General features: G+C 74.6%; 16 protein-coding genes, 1 tRNA gene and 1 pseudogene. 11 read left to right on the top strand and 7 right to left on the bottom strand.

Translation table 11 applies throughout. The features are described 5' to 3' along the window. The first annotated feature begins 131 nt into the window (after positions 1-131). A tRNA-Glu gene (locus ACGFI2_RS01160) sits at positions 132-204 on the top strand. Positions 205-515: 311 nt separating this feature from the next. Here the strand turns inward: ACGFI2_RS01160 and ACGFI2_RS01155 are convergent. After that, complete coding sequence (locus ACGFI2_RS01155) at positions 516-1,202, bottom strand: IclR family transcriptional regulator (RefSeq protein WP_091063967.1); 687 nt, start codon at positions 1,200-1,202, stop codon at positions 516-518. 49 nt (positions 1,203-1,251) lie between these two features. Between ACGFI2_RS01155 and leuC the strand changes: the two genes are divergently transcribed. The 4 genes from leuC to ACGFI2_RS01135 all read left to right on the top strand — a co-directional run bounded on the left by leuC (position 1,252) and on the right by ACGFI2_RS01135 (position 6,303). Then, a complete protein-coding gene (gene leuC, locus ACGFI2_RS01150; RefSeq protein WP_393508658.1) occupies positions 1,252-2,694 on the top strand; it encodes a 3-isopropylmalate dehydratase large subunit in 1,443 nt (480 codons plus the stop codon). Between the two features lie 15 nt (positions 2,695-2,709). After that, complete coding sequence (gene leuD / locus ACGFI2_RS01145) at positions 2,710-3,297, top strand: 3-isopropylmalate dehydratase small subunit (protein WP_393508655.1); 588 nt, start codon at positions 2,710-2,712, stop codon at positions 3,295-3,297. Between the two features lie 160 nt (positions 3,298-3,457). Continuing rightward, the gene (locus ACGFI2_RS01140) at positions 3,458-4,099 is read left to right on the top strand and encodes an HU family DNA-binding protein (RefSeq protein ID WP_393508652.1); all 642 of its coding nucleotides are present in this window, start codon (positions 3,458-3,460) and stop codon (positions 4,097-4,099) included. Positions 4,100-4,230: 131 nt separating this feature from the next. After that, entirely contained in the window at positions 4,231-6,303 is a 2,073-nt protein-coding gene (locus ACGFI2_RS01135) for an endonuclease/exonuclease/phosphatase family protein (RefSeq protein ID WP_393508649.1), read from the top strand. 44 nt (positions 6,304-6,347) lie between these two features. Here the strand turns inward: ACGFI2_RS01135 and ACGFI2_RS01130 are convergent, their stop codons facing one another. The 4 genes and pseudogenes from ACGFI2_RS01130 to cofC form a co-directional block, all read right to left on the bottom strand. Further along, on the bottom strand, positions 6,348-7,229 hold the full coding sequence (locus ACGFI2_RS01130) for an NUDIX domain-containing protein (protein WP_393508646.1): 882 nt from the start codon (positions 7,227-7,229) through the stop codon (positions 6,348-6,350). A 40-nt stretch (positions 7,230-7,269) separates the two neighbouring features. After that, positions 7,270-9,576 carry an RNA degradosome polyphosphate kinase gene (locus ACGFI2_RS01125; RefSeq protein WP_393508643.1) on the bottom strand — a complete coding sequence of 769 codons (2,307 nt, stop codon included), beginning with the start codon at positions 9,574-9,576 and terminating at the stop codon, positions 7,270-7,272. Positions 9,577-9,630: 54 nt separating this feature from the next. Continuing rightward, positions 9,631-9,828 (bottom strand): cold-shock protein, encoded by a 198-nt coding sequence (locus ACGFI2_RS01120; protein WP_174528381.1) that lies wholly within the window; start codon positions 9,826-9,828, stop codon positions 9,631-9,633. A 27-nt stretch (positions 9,829-9,855) separates the two neighbouring features. Further along, positions 9,856-10,476, bottom strand: a pseudogene (cofC, locus tag ACGFI2_RS01115) (2-phospho-L-lactate guanylyltransferase); the annotation flags it as partial. Positions 10,477-10,572: 96 nt separating this feature from the next. On the opposite strand from cofC, the gene ACGFI2_RS01110 reads away from it, so the two are divergent. From ACGFI2_RS01110 to ACGFI2_RS01090, 5 genes are all read left to right on the top strand, one after another. Then, the gene (locus ACGFI2_RS01110) at positions 10,573-11,298 is read left to right on the top strand and encodes a lysophospholipid acyltransferase family protein (RefSeq protein WP_393508640.1); all 726 of its coding nucleotides are present in this window, start codon (positions 10,573-10,575) and stop codon (positions 11,296-11,298) included. Then, positions 11,295-12,302: an NAD(P)H-dependent glycerol-3-phosphate dehydrogenase gene (locus ACGFI2_RS01105; protein ID WP_393508637.1), complete on the top strand. Its 1,008-nt coding sequence runs from the start codon at positions 11,295-11,297 to the stop codon at positions 12,300-12,302. The genes ACGFI2_RS01110 and ACGFI2_RS01105 overlap by 4 nt, the downstream gene beginning before the upstream one ends. After that, positions 12,299-13,417, top strand: coding sequence for a cystathionine gamma-lyase (locus ACGFI2_RS01100; RefSeq protein ID WP_393508634.1), 1,119 nt, complete (start codon positions 12,299-12,301; stop codon positions 13,415-13,417). Before ACGFI2_RS01105 ends, ACGFI2_RS01100 begins: the two co-directional genes overlap by 4 nt. Positions 13,418-13,589: 172 nt before the next feature. Then, complete coding sequence (locus ACGFI2_RS01095) at positions 13,590-14,381, top strand: putative protein N(5)-glutamine methyltransferase (protein ID WP_393508631.1); 792 nt, start codon at positions 13,590-13,592, stop codon at positions 14,379-14,381. Between the two features lie 66 nt (positions 14,382-14,447). Beyond that, positions 14,448-15,482, top strand: a complete 1,035-nt coding sequence (locus tag ACGFI2_RS01090; RefSeq protein ID WP_393508628.1) for an ROK family protein — start codon at positions 14,448-14,450, stop codon at positions 15,480-15,482. A 40-nt stretch (positions 15,483-15,522) separates the two neighbouring features. Here ACGFI2_RS01090 and ACGFI2_RS01085 read toward each other — a convergent pair whose 3' ends face one another. Together ACGFI2_RS01085 and ACGFI2_RS01080 are read right to left on the bottom strand one after the other, a co-directional pair. Further along, positions 15,523-15,723 (bottom strand): DUF397 domain-containing protein, encoded by a 201-nt coding sequence (locus ACGFI2_RS01085; protein WP_393508625.1) that lies wholly within the window; start codon positions 15,721-15,723, stop codon positions 15,523-15,525. A 4-nt stretch (positions 15,724-15,727) separates the two neighbouring features. Continuing rightward, entirely contained in the window at positions 15,728-16,573 is an 846-nt protein-coding gene (locus ACGFI2_RS01080; RefSeq protein ID WP_393508623.1) for a helix-turn-helix domain-containing protein, read from the bottom strand. Positions 16,574-16,850: 277 nt separating this feature from the next. Here ACGFI2_RS01080 and ACGFI2_RS01075 point away from each other — a divergent pair, with 277 nt between their 5' ends. Further along, the gene (locus tag ACGFI2_RS01075; protein ID WP_393508620.1) at positions 16,851-17,075 is read left to right on the top strand and encodes a hypothetical protein; all 225 of its coding nucleotides are present in this window, start codon (positions 16,851-16,853) and stop codon (positions 17,073-17,075) included. Positions 17,076-17,082: the final 7 nt, after the last annotated feature.

Below are 17,082 nucleotides of genomic sequence, written 5' to 3'. Positions count from 1 at the left end.
CGTTCCACGGGGCGGGCTGTTCTGCTGTTCGGCCCACGCGCGGGGATGACCCCCCTCGGCGGTGCCGGACGTGGTGCCGCTAGACTACTGCGGCACCGCCCGTGCGGGTGGTGAAGCAGGAAAAAGTGCCTGGCCCCGTCGTCTAGTGGCCCAGGACGCCGCCCTCTCAAGGCGGTAGCGCCGGTTCGAATCCGGTCGGGGCTACGTATCGAACGGCCCGTCTCGCTCCGCGAGGCGGGCCGTTCGCCGTTTCCAGGGCCACCCGCCCCGCCGCAGCCCCCGGGGCGGCCCGGTCGCCCCGGGCGCCGCCCCGCCGCCGTCGACACCGGCCGAGCGCTTTCGATCCGGTGCGATTCACCGCCCGCAGACTCGAACGCCCTCGTCGACCGGACCGCGTCCCAGCTTTCCGGACGCGGCTCCCGCTCTACGGGAATCGCGAAGATCTTGGTACGGAATGGCCCCCTGGAGGGCCGTTTCGTACCAAGATTTCGCAGCCGGGCAGCCGGGCAGCCGGGTCAGAGGCCGGAGAGGCGCTGGCCGGCGCGGACGACGGCCATGGCGTGGCGTTCGCCGGGGCGGCGACCGAGGCGTTCGATCGGGCCGGAGATGCTGACCGCGGCGATCACCCGCCCCGTACGGTCCCGGATCGGCGCCGAGACGCTCGCCACACCGGCCTCCCGCTCGGCCACGCTCTGGGCCCAGCCGCGCCGGCGCACCTCGGCCAGGGTGCGGCCGGTGAACTTGGCGCGTGGCAGCAGCGGCATGACCGCCTCCGGCGGCTCCCAGGCGAGCAGGATCTGCGCCGCCGAGCCGGCGGTCATCGGCAGCACCGAGCCGACCGGGACGGTGTCCCGCAGGCCGCTGGCGCGTTCGGCGGCGGCCACGCAGATGCGCTCGTCGGCGCGGCGCAGGTAGAGCTGGGCGCTCTCACCGGTGGCGTCGCGCAGCGCGGCCAGCAGCGGCTCGGCCGCGGTGAGCAGCACGTCGGGGGCCGCGTTGGCCAGCTCGCCCAGGCGTGGACCCGGGCGCCATCGGCCCTGCGTGTCCCGGACCAGCATCCGGTGGATCTCCAGCGCCTGTGCCAGCCGGTGCGCGGTGGCCCGGGGCAGCTTGGTGCGTTCAACGAGTTCGGCCAGGCTGGCGCCGTCGACACAGGCGGCCAGGATGACCACCGCCTTGTCGAGAACGCCGACACCGCTCATACTGTGTCCCACAAGCCGAAATTTACCTCCCAGAATTTAGGATGTCCAGATGGTGGGAGTCACTCGACCGAGGACCCTGGCCGAGAAGGTCTGGGACGCGCACGTGGTCCGCTCCGCCGCCGGCGAGCCGGACCTGCTCTTCATCGACCTGCACCTGCTGCACGAGGTGACCAGCCCGCAGGCGTTCGACGGGCTCCGCCTGGCCGGGCGCGGGGTCCGCCGGACCGACCTGACGATCGCGACCGAAGACCACAACACCCCGACCGGGTACGACGACCCGGCGTTCCGCGCCCGGCGCGGCGACCTGCTCACCATCGCGGACCCCACCTCCCGCACCCAGATCGAGACGCTGCGCCGCAACTGCGCCGAGTTCGGCGTACGGCTGCACCCGCTGGGCGACGAGAACCAGGGCATCGTGCACGTCATCGGCCCGCAGCTCGGCCTCACCCAGCCGGGCATGACGATCGTCTGCGGCGACTCGCACACCGCCACCCACGGCGCGTTCGGCGCGCTCGCCTTCGGCATCGGCACCAGCGAGGTCGAGCACGTGCTGGCCACCCAGACGCTGCCGCAGGCCCGGCCGAGGACCATGGCGGTGAACGTGGTCGGCGACCTGGCGCCCGGCGTCACCGCCAAGGACCTCGTGCTCGCGCTGATCGCGCAGGTGGGCACCGGTGGCGGGCGCGGCCACATCGTGGAGTACCGGGGCGAGGCGATCCGCGAGCTCTCCATGGAGGGCCGGATGACGATCGCGAACATGTCCATCGAGTGGGGCGCCAAGGCCGGCATGATCGCGCCGGACGAGACCACGTTCGCGTACCTGAAGGGGCGGCCCAACGCGCCCCAGGGGGCCGACTGGGACGCGGCGCTGGAGCACTGGCGGACGCTGCCCACCGACGAGGGGGCGACCTTCGACACCGAGGTGACGCTGGACGCGAGCCGGATCACGCCGTTCGTCACCTGGGGCACCAACCCCGGTCAGGGCGTGCCGCTGGGCGCGACCGTGCCGGATCCGGAGGAGTTCGTCACCGAACCGGAGCGGGTCGCCGCCCGCCGGGCGCTTGAGTACATGGACCTCACCCCGGGCACGCCCCTGCGCGACGTCGCCGTGGACGTGGTCTTCGTCGGCTCCTGCACCAACGGTCGGCTGGAGGACCTGCGGGCCGCCGCCGACGTGGTGCGCGGGCGCCGGGTCGCCGACGGCGTACGCATGCTGGTGGTCCCCGGCTCCGCCGCGGTCCGGGAGGCGGCCGAGATCGAGGGGCTGGACCAGGTCTTCACCGACGCGGGCGCCGAGTGGCGGTTCGCCGGCTGCTCGATGTGCCTCGGGATGAACCCCGACACGCTGAAGCCGGGGGAGCGCTCCGCCTCGACCTCCAACCGCAACTTCGAGGGCCGCCAGGGCCGGGGCGGGCGTACTCATCTGGTGTCCCCGCCGGTCGCCGCCGCCACCGCCGTGGTCGGCCGGCTGGCCGCCCCCGCCGACCTGTAGAAGGGCAGCCGAGAGATGGACAAGTTCACCGCACACACCGGCACCGCCGTGCCGTTGCGCCGGTCCAACGTGGACACCGACCAGATCATCCCCGCCGTGTACCTCAAGCGGGTGACCCGGACCGGCTTCGCCGACGGGCTCTTCAGCGCGTGGCGGGAGGACCCGTCATTCGTGCTCAACAACCCTGCCTATTCGGGAGCGTCGATTCTTGTCGCCGGCCCCGAGTTCGGCACCGGCTCGTCCCGCGAGCACGCCGTCTGGGCGCTCCGGGACTGGGGTTTCCGGGCGGTGATCTCCCCCCGGTTCGGTGACATCTTCCGGGGTAACGCCCTCAAGGAAGGACTCCTTCCGGTGGAGCTGGAATTGAAGGCCGTTGAGGAACTGTGGGATCTGGTGGAATCCGAGCCCACCACCGCCGTCACGGTCGACCTCACCGCCCGCGAGGTCCACGCCGGGGACGCCACCTGGGTCTTCCCGCTGGACGACCACAGCCGGTGGCGGCTGATGGAGGGCTTGGACGACATTGGACTCACCCTTCGGCACGAGGCCGAGATCGGCGCGTACGAGACCGCCAGGCCGGCGTTCCTGCCCTCGATCGCCTGACCTCAGAGCCCTTTTCGCCCCCACCGGCCCGGCCGGTGGGGGCGAATCCGTTACGACACAAGGGCTTTTTTCCACCGAATGTTTGTGTCCAGGCAGCACAGGGCATACGGTGCGCGCAGAATGGCTCGCGTCGAGTCAGTTGCACAATCGGGAGGAAGTCGTGAACAAGGCCGAGCTCATCGAGGCGCTCGCCGTTCGCCTGGGGGACCGGAAGACGGCGACGGCCGCGCTCGACGCGGTGCTCGCTGAGGTCCAGGCGGCGGTCACCAAGGGCGAGAAGGTGGCGATCACCGGTTTCGGAGCGTTCGAGAAGCGCGTCCGGGGGGCCCGAACAGCCCGCAACCCGCGGACCGGCGAGGCGGTGAAGGTCAAGAAGACCTCCGTCCCGACCTTCCGGGCGGGTGCGGGCTTCAAGGAGATGGTGGCCAGCGGGAAGGTTCCGAAGGACACCAGCGCCGCGAAGAAGACCGCCGGCGCCGCCAAGACCACGGCGGCGAAGAAGACCACGGCGGCGAAGACCACCGGGGCCGCCAAGAAGACCACGGCGGCGAAGGCCGCCAAGACCACCGCCGCGAGCAAGAAGGCCGCGCCGGCCAAGAAGGCCGCCGCGACCAAGACGACCACGGCGGCGAAGAAGACGACCGCGGCGAAGTCCGCCACGGCGAAGAAGACCACCGCGGCCAAGAAGACCACCGCGGCGAAGTCCGCCACGGCCAAGAAGACCACGGCGGCGAAGAAGGCGCCCGCGAAGAAGGCGCCCGCGAAGAAGGCTTCGGCCAAGAAGGCCGCCAGCCGGCGCTGACCGGACGGCCCGCACGAGGGCGCCCACCGTTCGCGGTGGTCGCCCTCGTGCGTGGTACGCGTTGACCGGCCGCCGCACCGCCCCGCAGAATCGCCGTGCCGAAACCCCCGTCGGTCACGAGAAGAGGCGCCGTGCGGCACCGTCACCTCTCCACCCTCACGCTCGCCCTGGGCGTCGCGGTTCTGCTGGACGTGCTGCGGGTCTGGCTCCCGTCGGTCATCACCCTCTTCGGCCGGGCCGCCGAGACGCCCGCCGAGCTGCTCGGCGCGTTCGCGCTCGGCTGGTTCGTGCTCGGCCTGGGCGCGCCCACCCTGGTACGCCGGCTCGGCGCCCGCCCGGTCGGGCTGGTCGCGGCCGGTGTGCTCGCCGCCGTCCGGCTGGCGCTGACCGCCGCACCCGGTGGCGCCGCCCAGCTCTGGCTCGCCTGTGCCGGGCTGCTCGCCGGCCTGGTCTGGCTCGCGGCCACCGCGGCGTCGGTCGACCGGCCGGTTCCGGGGCTGGCGCTCGGGCTGGCCGGCAACGCCGTGGGGCACGCGCTGCTCGGCACCGAGGACCTGGTCTGGCGCGGCGGCGCGCTCGGCTGGACCCTGAGCGCGGCACTGGTGGCGGCGTTCCTGGCCGCGACCGTGCGCGTCCCGGTGGGACGGCGCGGCTCACCGGCGGCGGCCCGGGCGGACGCGGCACCGGTGTCGGCCGGCTCGCCGGCGGCGGCCCGGGCGGACGCGGCCGGGTCGTCGGCGGTGCCGGTTTCGCCGGCCGGGCCGGTTCTGACCGGCATGCCGGCCGGGCCGAAGGCGGCGCCGACGTCGACGGGCGGGCGCCGGGCGTGGTTGCTGTGCGGCCCGGCGCTGTTGCTGGCCAACCAGATCGCGCTCGCCCCGGCGGTCTGGAACGCCGCCGCCGGCGCCGATCCGCCCGGCTTCCCCGGCCTCGTCCGCCCCACCGGCAGCGGCTCGGTGCTTGGCGCGTACGCGGTCCTGCTGTTCCTGGCGGCCGTGCTGCTCCGGATACCGGCGCGGCCGGCCCGGGTGCTCTGGCCGGTCGCGCTGGTCGCCGGCGCGGCGCTGTTCGCAGCCGGGCGGTTGGTCCCGGCGTACCTGCTCACCGCCGCCGGCCTCGGCGGCTGCCTGGCGCTGACCGACTCGGTCACCGACGACTCGGTCACCGACGACTCGGTCACCGACGACTCGGTCACCGACGACGACCCGGACGGCCGGGTCGCGGCGCGGCGCGGACGCGCCGCCGTCGTCGGGATGCTCGTCTTCGCGGTGGCCACGGTGGCCTACTACGCCGCCTACGACCTCGGGTACCCCAACGGGTGGGTGCCGGTCGCCGCGGCCCTCCTGGTCGCTCTCGTGGCGTTCACCGGGCCGCCGTGGTCCGCCCCGGCCCTGCCCGATCCGGCGCGGACCTGGATCCTCGTCGGCCTGACGGCGCTGGCCGGGTTCGGGACCCAGCTGGACGTCCCGCCGTCGGATCCCCGGCCGGGCGGCACGCCGCCGGCGGTACGCGTCACCGCCTACAACATCCGGATGGGCTTCGGGCTGGACGGCCGGCTGGACCTGGACGCGGTGGCCCGGCAACTGCGCGGGTCGGACGTGGTGCTGCTCAGCGAGGTAGACCGGGGTTGGTGGCTCAACGGCGGCCACGACACGCTGGCGCTGCTGGCCGGGCGGCTGCGGATGCCGTACGTCTTCGCGCCCGCCGCGGACCCGCTCTGGGGCGACGCGGTGCTCAGCCGGTTCCCGGCGCGTTCCGGCCGGACCCGGCCGCTGGCCGCGCACGGCGCGCCGACCGGCGCGCAGGCCCTCGGCGTCACGCTCGACCTCGGCGGCCGTGAGCTGGCCGTGGTCGCCACCCACCTGCAACCGCCGCCCGGCCGGGACCCGGTGGAGCAGGCCCGTGAGGTGGCCGCGTTCGCCGCCGGGTACGCGGCCGGCCGGCCGCTGCTGCTCGGCGGCGACCTGAACACCGAGCCGGACGACCCGGCGTTCGCCGAGTTCACCCGCGCCGGCCTGGTGGACGCGCTGGCCGCGGCCCGGCCGCTGCGGACCAGCCCGGCCGACGACCCGCGCACCCAGATCGACCACGTCTTCGTCTCGCCGGGACTGGTGGCCACCGAGGCACGCGCCCCGCGCACCGAGGCCAGCGACCATCTCCCGGTGACGCTCACCGTCGCGCTGCCCGGAGCGGCCGTCGGTTGAGAGGCGGCCCCGTCCATACCGGAGGCGTTAACCGGGGCCCCTCCTTACAAGCGGTCGGGGGGTAGGAGGCGGTCGCCGGCGAAGGGGAGCAGCCAGCCGCCGCCCTTGGCGGTGGTGAAGTCGCCCAAGCCGCCGGTGAGCCGTTCCAGCGCGCCCGGGATCACCTTGCCCTGGCCGCACACCGCGACCGGCTCGGCGGCGGCGGCCAGGTCGACCAGCCGCGCGGCGGCGGCGAGCACGCACTCCTCGGGCTGCTGGCCCGGCTTCGGCTCGTCCAGGTCGCCGCAGATCTCGATCGGCAGGTCCAGCCGGGCCGCCGCCGGGTCCAGCGTCTGCACGCACCGGCGGGCCGAGGCGGAGAGCAGGCGCACCGGTCGGACCAGCGCCACCAGCGGGACCAGCGCCTCCGCCTGGGCCAGGCCCTCGGCGTCCAGCGGCCGGCCGGTGTCCGGACCGGTCCAGGTGCCCCGCTTCCCGGCGTGCGCGTGCCGGACCAGCAGCACCGTGGTGGTGACCGGCGGCAGCGCCGCGAACGCGCCGAGCACCTCGGCGTCGTGCGGATAGCTGACCCGGCGGGCCGCCACGTCGACCGGGAACCAGGCCACCTCGTCCACCTCGGTGCCGGGCTGGAAGCCGCCGGTGCCGACGGCCCGCATCGACCACCAGTCGACCGCCTTGGCGTGGCCCTCGCTGCGGTAGCGGACCGTGGGCAGGCGCACCTGCGGCACCGCCCGGACGTCGGTCTCCTCGGCGACCTCCCGGACGGCGGCGACCAGCGGGTGCTCGCCGGCGTCCAGCTTGCCCTTGGGCAGCGACCAGTCGCCGTACCGGGGACGGTGCACCAGGCAGACCTCGACGCCGGCCGGGCCCGCCCGCCAGACCACCCCGCCCGCCGCCCGGATCCGCACCGGCTCGTCGTCGCTCATCGGCCCACCGTATGCCCGCCCGCCGCGCGTCACGGCCCGCTCAGTCCGCCCGGCCGCCGACCCGGCGCAACAGCAGGTCCTGCAGGTGGGTCAGCGGCGTGTCGCCGTCGCCGGTACGCCGGTGCCAGGTGCCGTCGGCGGCCAGCTCGAACGCGTCCACGTCGGGGTCGAACGCGGCGGCGAGCACATGGTCCAGCTCGGCCCGGGCCACCGGGTCGCTCACCTGCACCAGCGCCTCCACCCGGCGGTCCAGGTTGCGGTGCATCAGGTCGGCCGAGCCCATCCAGAACTCGGCGTCGCCGTTGTTGCCGAACCGGAAGATGCGGGAGTGCTCCAGGAACCGGCCGAGGATCGACCGGACCCGGATGTTCTCCGACAGCCCCGGCACCCCCGGGCGCAGCATGCACATGCCCCGGATCAGCAGGTCGACGTGCACGCCGGCCCGGGAGGCCCGGTAGAGCGCGTCGGTGATCTCCTCGTCGACAAGCGCGTTCACCTTGAACTGCACCAGCCCCGGCATGCCCAGCCGGACATGCTCGATCTCCCGGTCGATCCGCTCGATCAGACCGCTGCGGATGCCCTGCGGCGCGACCAGCAACCGCCGGAAGGCGGTCTGCCGGCTGTAGCCGGTGAGCACGTTGAACAGGTCGGTCAGGTCGGCCCCGATCTCCGGGTCGGCGGTGAGCATGCCGAAGTCCTCGTAGAGCCGGGCCGTCTTCGGGTGGTAGTTGCCGGTGCCGATGTGGCAGTAGCGCCGGATCTGGTTGCCCTCCTGCCGCACCACCAGCGCGGTCTTGCAGTGCGTCTTCAGGCCCACCAGGCCGTAGACCACGTGGCAGCCGGCCCGTTCCAGGGTGCGCGCCCAACCGATGTTGGCCACCTCGTCGAAGCGTGCCTTCAGCTCGACCAGCACCACCACCTGCTTGCCGGCGGCGGCCGCGTCGACAAGCGCGTCGACGATCGGGGAGTCGCCGCTGGTGCGGTAGAGCGTCTGCTTGATGGCGAGCACGTCCGGGTCGGCGGCGGCCTGCTCGACGAAGCGCTGCACGCTCGTCGCGAACGAGTGGTAGGGGTGGTGCACCAGCACGTCACCGTCGCGCAGGGTGGCGAAGACGCTGCGCGGCACCTCGCCCTCGGCCAGGCGTTGGTGGGTGGCCGGCACGAACGGACGGTCCTTCAGGTCCGGACGGTCGGCCTCGCCGTAGACCTGCCAGAGCGCGGAGAGGTCGAGCAGGCCGCGGACCCGGAGCACGTCCTGGTCGTCCACGTCCAGCTCGCGGACGAGCAGCTCCAGCATGTGGTCGGAGATGGAGGCGGCCACCTCCAACCGCACCGGGGGACCGAACCGGCGCCGGGCCAGCTCCCGTTCCAGCGCCTGGAGCAGATCCTCGTCCCGGTCCTCGTCGACCTCCACCTCGGCGTTGCGGGTGACCCGGAACAGGTGGCACTCGACCACCTGCATGCCGGAGAAGAGCTGCCCGAGGTGGACGGAGATGAGGTCCTCCACCGGCAGGAACCGGACGCCGGGGCGGTCACGGGTGACCCGGACGAACCGGGGCACGTTGTTCGGCACCTTGACCCGGGCGAACAGCTCGGAGCCGCCGTCCGGGTCGCGCACCGAGACGGCCAGGTTCAACGACCGGCCGGAGATGTAGGGGAACGGGTGCGCCGGGTCGACCGCGAGCGGGGTGAGCACCGGGAAGATGTGCTCCCGGAACCAGGTGCGCAGCCGCTCCCGCTCGGCGTCGTCCAGCTCGCTCCAGCGCAGGATGCGGACGTCGGACTCGGCGAGCCGGGGGAGCACGTGGTCGACGAAGCAGGCGGCGTGCCGGGCGACCAGGTCGGCCGCCTTCTCCGTGATCAGTTCGAGCTGGGTGCGCAGCGGCAGCCGGTCGCCGCCGCGGACCGGCAGGCCGGCGGAGAGTCGGCGCTTTAACCCGGCCACCCGCACCATGTAGAACTCGTCCAGGTTGCCGGCGAAGATCGCCAGGAACTTCGCCCGCTCCAGCAGCGGCGTCCGGGGGTCCTCGGCGAGCGCGAGCACCCGGGCGTTGAAGTCGAGCCAGGACAGCTCCCGGTTGAGGAAGCGGTCCTCCGGCAGCGGCTCGGTGGCCGGCGGTTCGTCGTCCGGGGCGGTCCCGGTGACCGGGCCCGGCCCCTCGACCGGGTCGAGCGGCTCGTCCAGCCCGCTGGCGCCGGCCGCGTCCGGGTCGGCGCCGAGGCGCTCCTCGGGCGGCCGGGTCTGGCGGAACCGCCCGTCCGCGCCGCGCGTCGGGCGGCCGTTGCGGGGCGTGCCGGGGTCGAGGAGGGGCGGCGGACCGTCGGAGTGCTCGCGAGGGGTGCTCACCACCTCATGATTCCCTGACGAGGGTGAACAGAAAATGAACTCCGGCCAGGTTGTTCAGGCCATCGTCGGCAAGGTCACCCGAACGACCTCGCCGGCGGCGTCCCGCTCGACCCGCACCCGCTGCCCGAGCCGCAGCAGCCGTAACCCGGAGGCGTCGAACGCGCGTGCCGGGAACGCCAGCTCGGTGCCGTCGTCGAGCAGCAGCACCCCGCTGCGGGTCGACGCGTCGTAGGTGGCCACCGTGCCCTGCATGCCAGCACCGTACCGGACCGGGTCGCCGGCCCGGGCCAGCAGCGTGCCGGTGCGCGGGCCGACGCCCAGCCGGGCGGCGGCGGCCAGGTCGGCCTCGGTGTCCACGTCCCGGCGGAGGCTGGGCCAGTCGCCGGCCAGCGGCAGCGCCCCGCTCGCCGCGTGCGCGCCGGCCGAGCCGGGCCCGAAGCGGGGCGCCAGCGGCACCCCGGCCGGCGCGGCCAGCAGCACCGTGCCGGCGCCCGGGGCGTCGGCCACGAACCCGCGTACCCCCTCGGCCGCGCGCAGCGCCGCGGCCAGCTCGGCCGGGCGAAGCGCGGGCAGGTCCGCGGTGACGCCGGCCACCGCGGCGTGCGACCCGGCCGCCGCCGCGCCGTGCCGGAAGGCCGCGTTGAGCCCGGCGCCCGGGTCGGCCGCGACCCCGGCGCCCGCCGCGGTCACCGTGGCGGTCACCCGGGGGTCGTCGGTGACCACCAGCACCCGGCCGACCGCCGGGCAGGCCAGCGCCGCGCGTACCGTGTCGGCCGCGAGGGCCAGCGCCAGCTCCTCGTGGGGTACGCCGGGCAGCGCGCCCCGCAGGCGGCTCTTGGCCGCCCCGAGTCGCTTCACCGGCATCACCACGGTCCAGCTGGGCTCAGGCACACCGACCATCCTGCCAGCGCAGGCGGCGGTACCCGCACTGGCCGGACCGGGGGCGAGCAGGCATGATTCTCTCCCGGGGCGCGTGGGGCGGAACGAGGAGGCACTGTGGCACCGCGGAGGCTGGGATTCTGGCAACGGTTCGCCGTGGTGCTGGTGAAGCCGGTGTTGACCGTCTGGACCCGGCGCACCTGGCGGGGCATGGAGCACCTGCGGCGCGACGGCGGGATCATCATCGTGCCCAACCACATCTCGCACGCGGACCCGCTGGTCTCCGCGCACTACATCTACGACGCGGGGCGCTGGCCGCGGTTCCTCGGCAAGGCCAGCGTCTTCCGGGTGCCGGTGGTCGGCTGGATCCTGCACCGGTGCAAGCAGATCCCGGTCGAGCGGGGCAGCGTCGAGGCGGTCAAGTCGCTGGACAAGCTGATCGCCGCGCTGGACGAGGGAGGCGCCGTGGTGATCTATCCGGAGGGGACCACCACCCGGGAGCCGGAGCTGTGGCCGATGAAGGGCAAGACCGGCGCGGCCCGGCTGGCGCTGGCCACCGGCGCCCCGGTGATCCCGGTGGCCATGATCGGTCCGGAGCGGATGTTCGACCCGCGTACCGCCCGGATCGGGCTGCGCCCGCGTACCCCGGTGACGGTGGTCGCCGGGCCGCCGGTCGACCTGGGCCGGTGGGCCGGCGCCACGCCGACCCGGGCGATCCTGGAGGAGATGACGGACACCATCATGCTGCGGATCCGGGACCTGGTCGCCGAGATCCGCGGCGGCACGCCGCCGCCGCTCTGGGAGCGGCCGGCCCGCACCGGCACGCCGGAGGTCTCCGAATGAGCGGGCACGTGGCGGTGCTGGGCGCGGGGTCGTGGGGGACCGCGTTCGCCAAGATCCTCGCCGACGCCGGCCGGGACGTGACGGTCCTGGCCCGCCGGCCCGCGGTGGCCGAGGCGATCCGCGCCGGTCGGCACAACCCGGAGTACCTGCCGGACGTGCGCCTGCCCGAGCGGGTCACCGCCACCGGCGACGCCGCCGAGGCGATCGAGGGCGCCGAGGTGGTGGTGCTCTCGGTGCCCTCGCAGACGCTGCGCGGCAACCTCGCCGAGTGGACGCCGCACCTCGCCCCCGACGCCACGCTGGTCTCCCTGATGAAGGGCATCGAGCTGGGCACCACCAAGCGGATGAGCCAGGTGATCATGGAGACCGCCGGGGTGCCGGCGGACCGGGTGGTCGTCGTCTCCGGGCCCAACCTGGCCCCGGAGATCGCCGCCGAGCAGCCGGCCGCCACCGTGGTCGCCGGCACCGACAGCAGGCGTACGGCGCTGGTCCAGGCCGCGATCCGGACGCCCTACTTCCGCCCGTACACCAACGACGACGTGATCGGCTGCGAGCTGGGCGGCGCGGTGAAGAACGTGATCGCGCTGTCGTACGGCATCGCCACCGCGATGGGCTTCGGCGACAACACCCGGGCCATGCTGATGACCCGCGGCCTGGCCGAGACCGCCCGGCTGGGCGTGGCGCTCGGCGCCGACCCGATCACCTTCGCCGGGCTGGCCGGGATGGGCGATCTGGTCGCCTCCTGCACCTCGCCGCTGGCCCGCAACCGCACCTTCGGCGAGCACCTGGGCCGGGGGGAGACGCTGGAGCAGGCCCAGGCGGCCACCCGGCAGACCGCCGAGGGCGTGAAGAGCTGCCTGGCCATCCGGGACCTGGCCCGGGCGCACGGGGTGGAGATGCCGATCACCGAGCAGATCGAGCGGATCTGCCACGAGGGGATGGACCCGCGCCTGGCCGTCGACGCGCTGATGAGCCGCACCGCGAAGCCGGAGTCCTACGAGTGAGTGCGGGTTGGGGGGACGGCACCCGCAGCGTGCGCGCCGGGCTGCCGGAGCCCGCGCCGGGCCAGCCGTTCCTGCCCGGCCCGGTCTTCGCCGCGCCCTACCACCTCGACCCGTGGCGCGGGCCGGCGGCGGCGCCCGACGGGTACGGGCGGCCGGACAACCCCACCCGCCGGCTCCTGGAGGCGGCGATCGGCGAGCTGGAGGGCGGCGACTGCCGGGTCTTCGCCAGCGGTCAGGCGGCCATCACCGGGTTGCTGCTGACCGTGCTGCGCCCCGGCGACACCGTGCTGCTCCCCGCCGACGGCTACTTCCCGGTGCGCGCCTTCGCCACCGACACGCTGGAGCGGATCGGGGTACGCGTCGGCCTGGCGCCGACCGCCGGGCCGTACCCGTCCTTCGACGGCGTCCGGCTGGTGCTGCTGGAGACGCCGGCGAACCCCGGCCTCGACGTCGCCGACGTGCCGGCGCTGGCCGCCGCGGCGCGCGCCGCCGGCGCGCTGCTGGCGGTGGACAACACCACCGCCACGCCGCTCGGGCAGCGCCCGCTTGATCTCGGCGCGGACGTGGTGGTCGCCTCCGGCACGAAGGCGCTCACCGGCCACTCGGACCTGCTGCTCGGCTACGTGGCGACGCGCGACGACGCGCTGCGCGACGCGGTGACCGGCTGGCGGACCACCACCGGCGGGGTGCCCGGCGCGTTCGACTGCTGGCTGGCCCACCGCTCGCTGGCCACCGTCGACCTGCGGCTGGCCCGGCAGACCGCCAACGCCGAGGCGCTGGCCGGGCTGCTCGCCGGCCGGCCGGACGTCGCGGGCCTGCGCTGGCCCGGGCGGCCGGCGGACCCGGCGTACCCGGTGGCGTCGGCGCAGATGCGCCGGATGCCCGGCGTGCTCTCCTTCGACCTGGGCGACGCCGACCGGGTGGCCCGGTTCCTCGACGCGTCCCGCCTGGTGGCCGCCGCCACCTCGTTCGGCGGGCTGCACACCACGGCCGATCGGCGGGCCCAGTGGGGCGACGACACCTCGCCCGGGTTCGTGCGGCTCTCCTGCGGCGTCGAGGACCCGGCCGACCTGCTCGCCGACGTGGCCGCGGCACTGGACGCCGCCGCGGGCTGACGGCGGGCGGGGCGCTGGGCTATCGTGACGGCAGCCACGGCCCGTGCGGCCCCGACATCGAGGAGGTGAGTCCGATCCACCAGCAGAGGACCGGCGCTCCCTCCGAGTCCGTGTCGCCCCGGGGCTGAGGCGACGCCGGGGGCGCCGACGAGCGTTCCCCGAAAGGCTTGCCATGGCACCCACCGTGTTCACTCCCGACCGTCAGGCCCTCGTCCGCCGGCTGCGCGCCGCCGGCTGCGTCTTCGCCGAGGACGAGGCGGACCTGCTGATCGCCGCCGCCGACTCGGCGCAGGCGCTGACCCGGCTGGCCGACCGCCGCGTCGCCGGCCTCCCGCTGGAGCACCTGCTCGGCTGGGCCGAGTTCTGCGGGCGGCGGGTCGCCGTCCACCCGGGCGTCTTCGTGCCCCGCGGGCGTACCGCGCTGCTGGTCGCCGCCGCGGCGGCGGTCGCCGGGCCGGCGCCGGCGGTGCTCGACCTGTGCTGCGGCTCGGGCGCCGCGGCGGTGGTGCTGCACGACCGGCTGGCGCCCCGGTGGCTGGGCGCCGCCGACATCGACCCGGTCGCGGTGGCCTGCGCCCGGCGCAACCTCGACCCGCTGGGCGTGCCGGTCTACCAGGGTGACCTGTTCGACCCGGTGCCTACCCGCTGGCGCGGCCGGCTGGACCTGGTGGTGGCGAACGCCCCGTACGTGCCGAGCGACGCGGTGGCGACGCTGCCGGTCGAGGCGCGGGTGCACGAGGCCGCGGTGGCGCTGGACGGCGGCGCGGACGGGCTGGCGGTGCTGCGCCGGGTCGCCGCCGGCGCGGTCGAGTGGCTGGCTCCGGGCGGGCACCTCGCGGTCGAGGTGAGCGCCGAGCAGGCCCCGGCGCTCGGTGCGGCGTTCACCGCCGCCGGGCTCGACCCGAACGTGGTGTACGACGAGGAGTGGGAGGCCACCGCCGTGACCGGCCGCCGTCCCGGCTGACGTGGCGTGGCGGGTCGGCCCGCCGAGCACTAACCTCGGCTCAGGCTCGACGGGGAGGCGGTGGCGGTGGGCAGCGCAGGGGTACCGGTGGTGGTGGGGCTGGACAACGGCGGCACGAGCAACAACGCCACCGTGCTGACCGTCGACGGCCGCTTCCTGGTGGACGGGCTGCTGGAGATCCCGAGCGAGGTCGGCGCCGGGCCGGAGGCGGCGATCGAGGCCCTCGCGCGCGCGTTCGAGGGCGTGTTGACGCACACCCGGGTGCCCCGCGAGCTGGTGCGTGCGGTCGGGCTGGACACGCCCGGTCCGGCCAGCGCCACCGGGGTGATCTCCTCGCGCGGTTCGACCAACTTCGCCCAGCCGGCGTGGCGTGGCTACGACGTGCGCGGCGCGCTGGAGCAGCGGCTCGGCCTGCCGGTGGTCTACGCCAACGACGGCAACGCCGCCGCCCTCTACGCCCATCACGTGCACTTCGGCGCGGACGCGATGGCCCGCTCGTCGGTGTCCGCGATCGTCGGCACCGGCCTGGGCGGGGGCGTGGTGTGCGGCGGTCGGGTGGTCGGTGGCGCGGCCGGCATGGCCGGCGAGTTCGGGCACGTGCACATCCCGCTGGACGGGCTGCTCGAGCCGGGCCAGCCGGTGCCGGTCTGCGCCTGCGGGTTCGCCGGGGACGCGGAGAGCGTCGCCTCGCTCACCGCGATCCGGCGCAACCTGCTGCCGTACTGGCTGTCCCGGTACCCGGACCACCCGCTGGCCGTGGAGGAGCCGGCCCGGGCCGCGAAGCTGCTCCGCGACCACGGCGAACGGGGCGACGTGCTGGCCCGCCAGGTGTTCGGCCAGCAGGCCCGGGCGCTGGGGCGGCTGTTCACCATCGCGGCCAACTTCACCGACCCGCACGCGTACTTCGTCGGCGGTGGCGTGGTGGAGGCCGCGCCGGAGTTCCGCGACTGGTTCCTCGCCACGGTCGTCGAGCACACGGTGCTCCGCGACGAGCAGCGAGCCGTGGCGACGTTCGCCCTGGTGCCGGACCGCGACATGGCCGGCGCCCGCGGCGTCGCCATCGCCGCCCTGGAGGCGGTGCAAGGCGGGGCCCCCGCTTAACGCCTACGGCATAGCAGGGGGCCCCGCTTGACACGTGCGGTCAGGGGCGTGGGGGTGCGGCGGCGAAGGCCGTCCAGGCGGCCGACGGGAACACCAGCACCGGGCCGGTCGGGTCCTTGGAGTCGCGTACCGCGACCGACTCCGGCAGCGGCGCCATCTCCACGCACGCGCCCTCGTCGCCACTGTGGCTGCTCTTGCGCCAGCTGGTCGGCATCGGGTGGGGCCGGTTCGTGCCGTTCATGCGGTCACCTCTCGTTCAGCAGACGGAGGAGCTGGTCCCGACTGGCCGCCGGGCTCAGCGCCACGGTCCGCAGGTGCTCCATGATCTTGGTGCAGGTACGCAGGTCGCCCGGCCGGTCGAGCACCATCTGACCGGCGACGGTCTCCACCGAGGCGATGATCGGGTCCTCGGGGTCGGCGAACTCCAGGATGTGCAGCGACCCCCGGGTTCCCCGGTGGTAGCCGGCGGCCAGCGGGATCACCTGCACGGTGATGTTCGGCAGTTCGGCCATCTTGAGCAGGTGGTGGAGTTGGTCGGCCATCACCGAGTGGCCGCCGACCGGGCGCAGCAGCGCGGCCTCGTCGATGATGGCGTCGAGGATCGGCGGGTCCTCCCCGGAGATGCGTTGCTGACGGTCCAGCCGCAGATGGACGCGTTGTTCGACCTGTTCGTCGCTGAGCGTGTGCGGGCCGCCGCGCATCACCCCACGGATGTAGTCGGCGGTCTGCAGCAGGCCCGGCACCACCGACGGCTCGAAGTTGGCGATGCCGGTGGCCTCGGCCTCCAGCGCGATGAAGTCGATGGTGCGGCGGTCCAGCAGGTAGGAGTAGGACACCCACCAGCCGGGCTTGCGGGCGTCCTTGGCCAGTTGCACCGCCGCGGCGATCTCGTCGGGTCCCACGCCGTAGCTGGTGAGCAGCGCGCGCACGGTGGCCGGGCTGATCAGCGTCTGTGCGTTCTCGTAGCGGGACAGGGTGCTCCGGGTGCTGTTGATCTCGTCGGCCGCGGTTTCCAGGGTGAGGCCGGCGGCCTCCCGGTGGGTCCGCAGGGCTATGCCGAGCCGTCGGGCCCGGGCGGTCTTCGGCGCCATGCATCGATGGTCGCACATCCTGTGGGAAGTTGGGCATGAGAGAAAGCCGATGAGAGTTGCATTCACGCCCATCCACCTGTCAATCTGTGACAGCGTCCTCACCGCCGGTTGTCGTGGCGACGGTGGTGGTGAGTGACCGGAGGGGATGGGGCGCGCGGCGATCGGGTTTTACTCCCCCACGACCTGATCGTCGCGTGCCCCTACCGGGTCCGTCAGACGGGGAGGGGTGCGCGATGACCGTGACGGCCTGCCGACCCGGCGACGAGGGTGGCCGGACATGACCCGGTTCCTCGTGGTCCTCACCGACGTGCGACCGACGAACGGTCACGAACGCGACGAACGCACCACCCCCGAGCGCCGCCGGCAGGTCGTCGGCGCGAGCAGCCGGGAGGCGGCCGACCGGATCGCCGGGGCGTTCATGGCGCTGGGCATGGTCCGGGCCGGCCGCCAGCGGGTCAAGGTCATCGCGGTCGGCCGCCGGCCCCGGCACCCGGCCCCCTGAACCACAC

The sequence above is a fragment of the Micromonospora sp. NPDC049282 genome (assembly GCF_043197045.1).
Lineage (GTDB): Bacteria > Actinomycetota > Actinomycetes > Mycobacteriales > Micromonosporaceae > Micromonospora.
This window is presented reverse-complemented; position numbering and strand designations above follow the sequence as displayed.

Coding starts and splice junctions, on each gene's coding strand:
- ACGFI2_RS01155 (WP_091063967.1), bottom strand. CDS start 1,202: ATGAGCGGTGTCGGCGTTCTCGACAAGGCGGTGGTCATCCTGGCCGCC.
- leuC (WP_393508658.1), top strand. CDS start 1,252: ATGGTGGGAGTCACTCGACCGAGGACCCTGGCCGAGAAGGTCTGGGAC.
- leuD (WP_393508655.1), top strand. CDS start 2,710: ATGGACAAGTTCACCGCACACACCGGCACCGCCGTGCCGTTGCGCCGG.
- ACGFI2_RS01130 (WP_393508646.1), bottom strand. CDS start 7,229: ATGAGCGACGACGAGCCGGTGCGGATCCGGGCGGCGGGCGGGGTGGTC.
- ACGFI2_RS01120 (WP_174528381.1), bottom strand. CDS start 9,828: ATGCAGGGCACGGTGGCCACCTACGACGCGTCGACCCGCAGCGGGGTG.
- ACGFI2_RS01105 (WP_393508637.1), top strand. CDS start 11,295: ATGAGCGGGCACGTGGCGGTGCTGGGCGCGGGGTCGTGGGGGACCGCG.
- ACGFI2_RS01095 (WP_393508631.1), top strand. CDS start 13,590: ATGGCACCCACCGTGTTCACTCCCGACCGTCAGGCCCTCGTCCGCCGG.
- ACGFI2_RS01085 (WP_393508625.1), bottom strand. CDS start 15,723: ATGAACGGCACGAACCGGCCCCACCCGATGCCGACCAGCTGGCGCAAG.
- ACGFI2_RS01080 (WP_393508623.1), bottom strand. CDS start 16,573: ATGGCGCCGAAGACCGCCCGGGCCCGACGGCTCGGCATAGCCCTGCGG.
- ACGFI2_RS01075 (WP_393508620.1), top strand. CDS start 16,851: ATGACCCGGTTCCTCGTGGTCCTCACCGACGTGCGACCGACGAACGGT.